7 protein-coding genes and 2 pseudogenes are annotated in these 7,753 nt (G+C 38.7%); 1 reads left to right on the top strand and 8 read right to left on the bottom strand.

What is annotated here, in order from left to right; all coding sequences use genetic code 11:
- Positions 1-112 precede the first annotated feature (112 nt).
- The 7 genes from HHK02_RS00035 to HHK02_RS00005 are packed head-to-tail and all read right to left on the bottom strand — an operon-like array spanning position 113 to position 7,504.
- Complete coding sequence (locus HHK02_RS00035) at positions 113-508, bottom strand: ribonuclease HI family protein (protein ID WP_102816037.1); 396 nt, start codon at positions 506-508, stop codon at positions 113-115.
- Positions 509-901, bottom strand: coding sequence for an EbsA family protein (locus HHK02_RS00030; RefSeq protein ID WP_003666197.1), 393 nt, complete (start codon positions 899-901; stop codon positions 509-511). It lies immediately after the preceding gene.
- Entirely contained in the window at positions 902-1,348 is a 447-nt protein-coding gene (gene lspA / locus HHK02_RS00025) for a signal peptidase II (protein WP_004562298.1), read from the bottom strand. It lies immediately after the preceding gene.
- Positions 1,349-2,260, bottom strand: coding sequence for an RluA family pseudouridine synthase (locus tag HHK02_RS00020; RefSeq protein WP_098035495.1), 912 nt, complete (start codon positions 2,258-2,260; stop codon positions 1,349-1,351).
- The gene (locus tag HHK02_RS00015) at positions 2,261-3,346 is read right to left on the bottom strand and encodes a carbamoyl phosphate synthase small subunit (RefSeq protein WP_004562296.1); all 1,086 of its coding nucleotides are present in this window, start codon (positions 3,344-3,346) and stop codon (positions 2,261-2,263) included.
- A complete protein-coding gene (locus HHK02_RS00010) occupies positions 3,347-5,821 on the bottom strand; it encodes an ATP-binding protein (RefSeq protein WP_181462501.1) in 2,475 nt (824 codons plus the stop codon). It lies immediately after the preceding gene.
- On the bottom strand, positions 5,822-7,504 hold the full coding sequence (locus HHK02_RS00005) for an NFACT RNA binding domain-containing protein (protein ID WP_152717945.1): 1,683 nt from the start codon (positions 7,502-7,504) through the stop codon (positions 5,822-5,824).
- A 105-nt stretch (positions 7,505-7,609) separates the two neighbouring features.
- Here HHK02_RS00005 and HHK02_RS13245 point away from each other — a divergent pair.
- A pseudogene (locus HHK02_RS13245) lies at positions 7,610-7,684 on the top strand (helix-turn-helix domain-containing protein); the annotation flags it as partial.
- Here HHK02_RS13245 and HHK02_RS13240 read toward each other — a convergent pair.
- Positions 7,679-7,753 (bottom strand): annotated as a pseudogene (locus HHK02_RS13240) (helix-turn-helix domain-containing protein); the annotation flags it as partial. The pseudogenes HHK02_RS13245 and HHK02_RS13240 overlap by 6 nt on opposite strands.

The following is a 7,753-nucleotide window of genomic DNA, read 5'->3' as shown; positions in this document are numbered from 1 at the left end:
TATAACTCCGATATAATTTTCGCACTAATTCTATATTAAATTTAAAACAAAAAAGGATGCCGATTAAGGCACCCTGCTTACCGGTACGGTTTAAGTAATCAACTGAAACCAATCACTCTATTTTATGGAGGGCCTGATTTGCTAAATTATGTGCTCCACGATTATGGCTTTCAGGAATCCACTGGGTAACAACTGTTGGAAAGTGTTGGAGAAGAGGATTTAATGCTGCTAATTCTTTTTGGTAATGTTTTGTATAATTTTTGCCGATTGCGTCACTTAAGATACGGCTATCAGTATAAAATAGGATTGTTTCATTATTGCTAAAGTGATCAATTAAATATTTAAATCCAAAGTGAGCTGCAGCGAATTCGCCATGGTGGTTATCCATGCTTTCCTTATCTACTGGGATTGCAAGCTGAATTTGCTTATGATTGGCAATTATTATTATTCCCAAACCAGTAGGGCCCGGGTTCCCTTTTGTTGCAGCATCTGTAAAGATTTTGATCATTTATTGAACCCCCTGTTGTTTCAATGCCAATTTCAAACGTGCAATTGCTTTGGTAGTAAAGGTAAAACTCATTACCTCTCCATTCACAGTAATTGTCACCGTATGCTTGGTAAACTCTGGCTGACGAATATCAGAGATTGGGATAACGAGGTACTGTTTTTGTAACAAGCGATTAAACACCATTTTAGTCGGAGTGATTACTACGGTTCGTCGCCGCCATTCTAATAAGGCAAGGATTACAAAAACTGCAAAAAAGAGCGCGCTGAGCCACTGAAAATGAGTAATTTCAAGCCAAATTACGAGACCGGCAATAAAGAAGAGAAAAGTCCAACACCAGCTAATAATTGTCCCCGTAAGGTCTGGTTGGTAAAAATAACGAGTTTCTTCTTCCATTTAGTCTTTCTCCTTTAAGATGCAAATTATTAGCCAGATTACGCCAATTGTTAAGCACATATCCGCAATGTTAAAAATTGGGAAATTAATAAATGTTGTTTCAAACATATCCACAACATACCCTTGTCTTAACCGATCGATAAAGTTGCCAATTGTTCCTGCCATAATCAATGATAAGCCAATTAGCATAGGAATATTTTTACGGTACTGCCAGATAAAGTAACCAATTACAATAATCGCAATAATAGTTATAATGGTAAAAAAAGTTTGTTGCCCTTCAAAAATGCTCCAAGCAGCCCCTGAATTTCGTAAATTAGTTAACTCAATAATACCAGGAATTAACTGCTTACTACCACCAAGAACAATTGAAGAAGCAACCCAAGATTTTAATAATTGGTCACAAATTGTTAAAATTAAAATAATTACAATAGCGATCCCCAGTAACAATTATTGGTCTGTCTTACGTAAATGTTCAAGCATTTTTGTGAAATAGGCTGGTAATGGAGCCGTAAAAACCATTTCTTTACCTGTTCGGGGGTGTTTAAAGCCTAACAAACGAGCATGTAAATATTGGCCGTTGCCAGCAAGCGTTTTTCGCGGTCCATACAACGGATCTCCCGCCAGCGGGTGACCAATATATTTCATATGAACGCGAATTTGGTGAGTCCGTCCTGTTTCTAACTGGCAGGCAACTAATGTGTAATTCTTAAACCGTTCTAACACATTAAAATGAGTTATCGCATGACGTCCATCAACTACAACTGCCTGCTTCTTGCGGTCCTTTAATGAGCGACCTAATGGAGCATCAATTGTTCCTTTATCTTCTTTTATAACTCCATGCACAAGCGCAACATATTCTCGTTTATTAGTTTTTGCTTTTAATTGAGCTGTCAAAGAACGGTGCGCCATATCATTTTTGGCTACCATCAATAGTCCTGAGGTATCCTTATCAATCCGATGAACGATCCCTGGCCGAAATTCTCCGTTAATAGTTGATAGTGGTGAATGATATAAAAGAGCATTTACAAGCGTATGGTTTGGATGACCTGGTGCAGGATGAACCACCATCCCCTGCGGTTTATTAACGACAATAACATCATCATCTTCATATACAATATCAAGAGGAATATCCTCAGGTGTTAAATCAATTTTTTGTGGTTCTTCTGGAATTATTTGGACGTGGTCACCTACAAGCAACTTATATTTAGGCTTTACCTGTTCGCCATTAACAAGGACGTGACCATCTTCTATCCAATGTTGAATTTGTGATCGGGAAAATTGATCAAAGTGATGACCAAGCTGCTTATCAATCCTTCCCACCATCTCACCATCAATTGTTAATTCTAATTCTTCAGACATTCAATGACGATCCCCCCTCCTATTCATTGTATCAACGAACTCATCAAACAAGCCATCAGTTTCATCAGGCCCCGGTGCACCATCGGGAAAGAATTGAACTGAAAAAGCTGGATAGCGACGATGACGAAGCCCTTGAACACTATTATCAAGCATGTCAACGTATGTAATAAAAAGCTGGGAGCGGTCAACCGAATTACGATCAATCAAGTATCCTTCTGCTTGAGTCGCATAGACAATGTGGTCAGTAATAATTTCATGAATTGGGTGATTCATCCCATGGTGTTCGACCGGAATTTGCTGGACATTTGCTCCATTGGCGATTCCGAATAATTCATGACCTAGTCCAATAGCAAACATCGGTACTTTGGTCTGGACAGTACGAATCATTTCCAGGACCGACCTACGAACATTATTTGGGTTTCCCGGTCCACTTGAAAGTACAACCCCATCAGGATCTAACCGTAATATTTCTTCAGCCGTTGCAGTATATGGTAAGACAGTAATATTGCATTTTCGTCGACTCAATTCCCGTAATATTCCGTTCTTTAATCCAAAGTCAATCACAACAACACTTAACCCGGTTCCAGGATTAGGATATGGCTTAGGAGTAGAGACTTGAGCAACTTGCTGGTTCGTTAAAACTGTCGCATGAAGTTGGTCAAAAGCGTGATCATCTGGAACTGGAACAATACTTCCTTTTAATGGCTTTTCAGCTTTTCTTAACTTATGAACTACTGCTCGCGTATCAATATTAGCGATTCCAGGAATATTCATTTGTTGAAGGTATTTATCAAGTGTCAATTGTCGTCCATTATCATCGGTGCCAGCATCGGCAAGGGAACGAACAATAATTCCTTTAATTGTCGGTACAATGGATTCATAAATATTACGTTGAATGCCGTAACTCCCGATATTCGGCTGGGTAAAAACGACAATTTGGTTATTATAAACCTGATTAGTGATGATTTCTTGGTAACCAGTCATACTGGTGTTAAAAACAACTTCACCAAAAGTAACAGCTGGTGAACCAAAACCTTCGCCAGCGAAAATTGAGCCATCTTCAAATATTAGGTATCGTGCTGTCACTTATTCTCCTAAAAATTGCATCTGAGCACCAATAACTCGGTTGCGGGCAGGGATTCCACCTTTGACTCGCAACGCCTTAAATGGGAAGGTTGCACGATAGTTAACAATCCCTGATACCGGTTTGGGCTCCAGCATTTTATCGAATTTACCAGTGAATAATTGAGTAAAAATTCCTGGTAAGCTAATATGAAGTGCTTTTGACAAAAAGGCTACTTCTGGCAATGATAATGGTTGAACTTTAATTAAATTAAATTCACCATCATTCTCTTCAAAAATCACTTGGTATAATCCTGGCTGTTCCAGCTTTAACACAGCAACACTAGCCTGGTCATTGAGATTTTGGTAAGTTGACGAAGGAAGATCAGCCGGGTAGCGTAAAGCGGTGGATTGATAGTTTAACGCAATTGGTGAAAAAAGATCAGTCATTGTTCCTAATGGATAAGCATAATTACCATCATAGACATAATTGAAGGAGTAACGTTGCCTATCGCTACTAGCAGCAGTAGTTGGCAATTCATCTGGAATTACGATGATTTTTACATCCAAGTCATAATTTTGCAATGATTTCAATAATTTACTATAACTAGCAGGAATAAACAAATACTGGGGTTGCTCTATCCGTAATATCTGCAAAATATTTTCAATCGTTACTGGCTCAACATAGCGCTTTTCAGCTAACTCTGGATTAAACGTAACTGAACTAGGATTCGAATTTACAATGACGTTATTAAAGCCCTCATTATGAAGCTCTTTTAACATCATAGCAACAAAGTAATCACCAGAATTACTTAATCCTAAACGTAGTCCCCCCGTTCCAATTACAAGGGCACTTGGTTGGGAAGTTCGGCTAATTTCATTTTCTTCTTCATAAGCAGAATAAAAACTATTAGTATGTTGATCAAACTCCCCGGCCGATGGTTCGATTTCCTTGTACTTTGTCAACAATTGATGGTCTAAACTCATCTGATAAACTTGCTCAGAGGTAGTTTTCCATAGTCTTGCAATAAGCTGATTGCTTAATCCGTAACTCTTTGCTTTTTGTAAAACCGGTTCTTTATTTGGATGCTCAGCAATTTCCCGAATCAACAACCGCATTTTATTAATCTGTTCAAAATAAAATGGGTCAATCTTTGTCATCTCTGCTAATTCGTTAACTGAATATCCTCTCTGCATTGCTTCAATTAATACAAAAAGTCGTCCTGCTTCTGGGTGGACAATTTTGGCGATTAATTGGTCATCAGTCAATTGCTTTTGAGCGGCAAGATGAAAGTCAGCTGGCTCGTGATAACGGGATTCAATAGCTTTGAAAAGTGCTTCAATAGTGCTTCGGCCGATACCAAAAACCGTCCCCACCGACCGCTTTTCTGTTCCAAGTAAACGACTAGCTTTTGGTAAATCGTTGAATCCCCATATTGGAACCCGTGCAGCAATATGATCCATCGTTGGTTCAATAAGAGCCGCATGATGAACATAATTTTCGCCAAGATCAATGTCCCGCAGATGCTTCCCTGCATATAATTGTGCTGTTACTTGAGCAATTGGGTAACCAGTTGACTGCGACACAAACGCTGTAATTCGATCAAAGTATGGACTGCTCTTAATGACATAAAAACGATCACTATTTGTATCCAGGGCAAACTGAATATGGTTTGTACCAACAATTCTTAATTTGCGAGTAATAGCAAAAGCCGTATCCCGAATATCCTGAATCTGCCGATCGCGAAGTGTTTGGACAGGATTGAAAGCAATCGAATCACTAGCATGGATACCAATTGGGTCCATATCCTCAATCATTGACAACAACATCATCGTTCCAGAACTATCACGTTGAACGACGACTTCAATTTCCTTATAGCCAGCAAGACTTTGCTGAACTACTACCTGTTCCGCACGCGACTGGCTCAAGCAAGCCTTTACCGCATCTGCCAATTCACTTCGATCATGCACGATTTTACGCGTACTGTTACTCTTAGGTAATACCGACCGGATAATAACTGGATATCCTAGTTTAGTTGCCTCATCCAAAGCATCCTGATAATTATTAACCGTTACGATTTTTTTAACAGGTGCTTCCATTTGACGAAGGGTTCGTTCAAGTAAAACCGCACTATTAATTTGACGAATAGTTGCTTCAGGGACTCCTAGCAATTGAATATTTTCTTTACGAATAATCCCTTTTTCTAGTAATTCTTGGGTAAGTTCAAAAGCCCGACGATTTCCCAGTGTAGGTAAGATTGCATCAGGATGAAATTTATTAATAATATCCATTAGGCTTTCGACTTTTAGTGGGACAATACAACCGTGGTCAACATTTTCTAAGCTTACTGAAAATGGGTTATCATCTGCCAAGATTGTTTTTATCTTCATTTGCTTAAAAACGCGTGAGACCTGGTAAATAGCAGAGTCGAGCTCATCACCATGTTGAACATCGTTGGCTCCTGCTCCAATAATCAATACAGATTTCAACTTTTCCATTTAGTTAGAAAGCTTATGTGGTGTTACATAAAGTGTTTTCTGACCTGTAAAAATAACAAATCCAGGTTTAGCTCCGTTTGGCTTATGAAGTCGCTTGACAGGGAGATAATCAACGGGCACGTTATCGGAATCGCGACCTTTAGAGAAGTATGCTGCTAACTGTGCAGCTTCTAGAATCGTATCTTCAGATGGGTTTGTTGAGCGGATTACCACGTGGGAACCTGGGATATCTTTAACATGTAACCAAATTTCATTTTTATTAGCAATTTTAAAGCTAAGACGATCATTTTGTAGGTTATTTTTACCTACTAAAACTGTAGTGCCATCACTAGTATGAAACTCTTCTGGGGCACTTACCTTAACTTTTCGTTGCTTTTTCCCACTTTTCTTCTTTTTAATATAACCTTGCTCTTGTAATTCTAGTTTAATCTCTTGAATATCAGCAGGAGCAGCTAATTTAATCTGATTTTCAATGTTTTCAAAGTATTTGATTTCATCATTTGTCAGTTTTAGCTGTTCCTTTACATATTCGACAGAGGTTTTAAGTTTATTATACTTAGTGAAGTACTTTTGGGCGTTACGCGATGGTGATAATTCTGGAGCAAGCTTGATTTTCAGTGGCTTATTATCATCATAAAAGTTAGGAAGTTCGATTTCTTTCATTCCTGGAGTTAATTTACTAAGATAGGTAGTAAGGATCTCACCACAAATTCGGTACTGATCTGCAGTTGCTGCATCTTGTAATTGTTGTTGCAGTTTTTTTACTTTTCGCCGATCTTTTTTTAGCTCATTCTTCAATACCTTTAACACTTGCCCAGCTAATTCTTTGGAACGATCTTGCTCTGCTTTATTAGCATAAAAGGCATCGAGAAGGGCAGAGAGGGAGTCGAAATGTTGCAACTCACCATCAATATTTAATGGAGGGAACACAGCAAATTGAGACTTTCCATTAGAGTGGGTGATTAATACTGGCTCTGGATTTTCAAAGTGCTTAAGAAAGTGCTGATAGGTAGCTGGTAAATTATCACTTTGCAGTAATTCTGCAGCTAATTCCCGTGCGGAGTCTTTGCCAAATCCTTGATAATGCTCCTGTAACTGATGACTTAATTCTACTGTGTCATCGGTTTGTCTTACAAGATCAGAGTAGACTTGGTTTGGCAAGTAAGGGTTAACTTTATCTTGCTTTGGTGGCATGACAAAGGTAGCACCAGGTAATAACAGGCGAACCCGATTTTGATCTGAGCCAACATGCTTAATGGTGTCAATGATTTTACCCGTCTTAAGATTAACGAGTGAAATATTACTATGCCGGGCCATAATCTCACTCACAAGAACTAATTGTTGACTATCTCCTAATTCATCACGAGTGTCAAAGGTAATTTTGATAATCCGATCATTATCAACTTGTTCAATTTTATTGACGATTGCACCTTCAAGGTATTTCCGCATCGTCATTGTAAAATTAGTTGGAACCACTGGATTTTTGTATGGGATCTCAGTAATTTGGATTCGTGGGTATGTTGGATTAGCAGAAATGAGTAATGGATAGTTGTGCCGGTGAGCACGGATCATAATGATTAATTCTGCAGGGTAAGGTTGACTAACTTTGGCTACCCGACCAGTAGTTAATTTTTGATCTAGCTCATGGACAATTGCATGAGTAAACAAGCCATCAAAAGACATTTATGGTAGATTGTAAGATTTAAGTTGAACATATTAGTGGACATAAAAACCCATAAAGGTCTTTAATGGTGTCACCACAACATTCCATTAGAAAGAAGGACCTTTATGGGCACCACTATTTTATCATTTGAAGACCGTGTTGTCATCGAAACTCTTCGTTATGAAAACCGCTCCCTTAAGGGAGCGGTTTTCATAACGAAGAGTTTCGATGACAACACGGTCTTCAAATGATAAAATAGTGGTGCCCAT

The organism is Limosilactobacillus reuteri (assembly GCF_013694365.1).
Classification (GTDB): Bacteria; Bacillota; Bacilli; order Lactobacillales; family Lactobacillaceae; genus Limosilactobacillus; species Limosilactobacillus reuteri_E.
The sequence above is the reverse complement of the archived record's forward strand: the minus strand, read 5'-3'. Positions and strand labels throughout refer to the sequence as shown.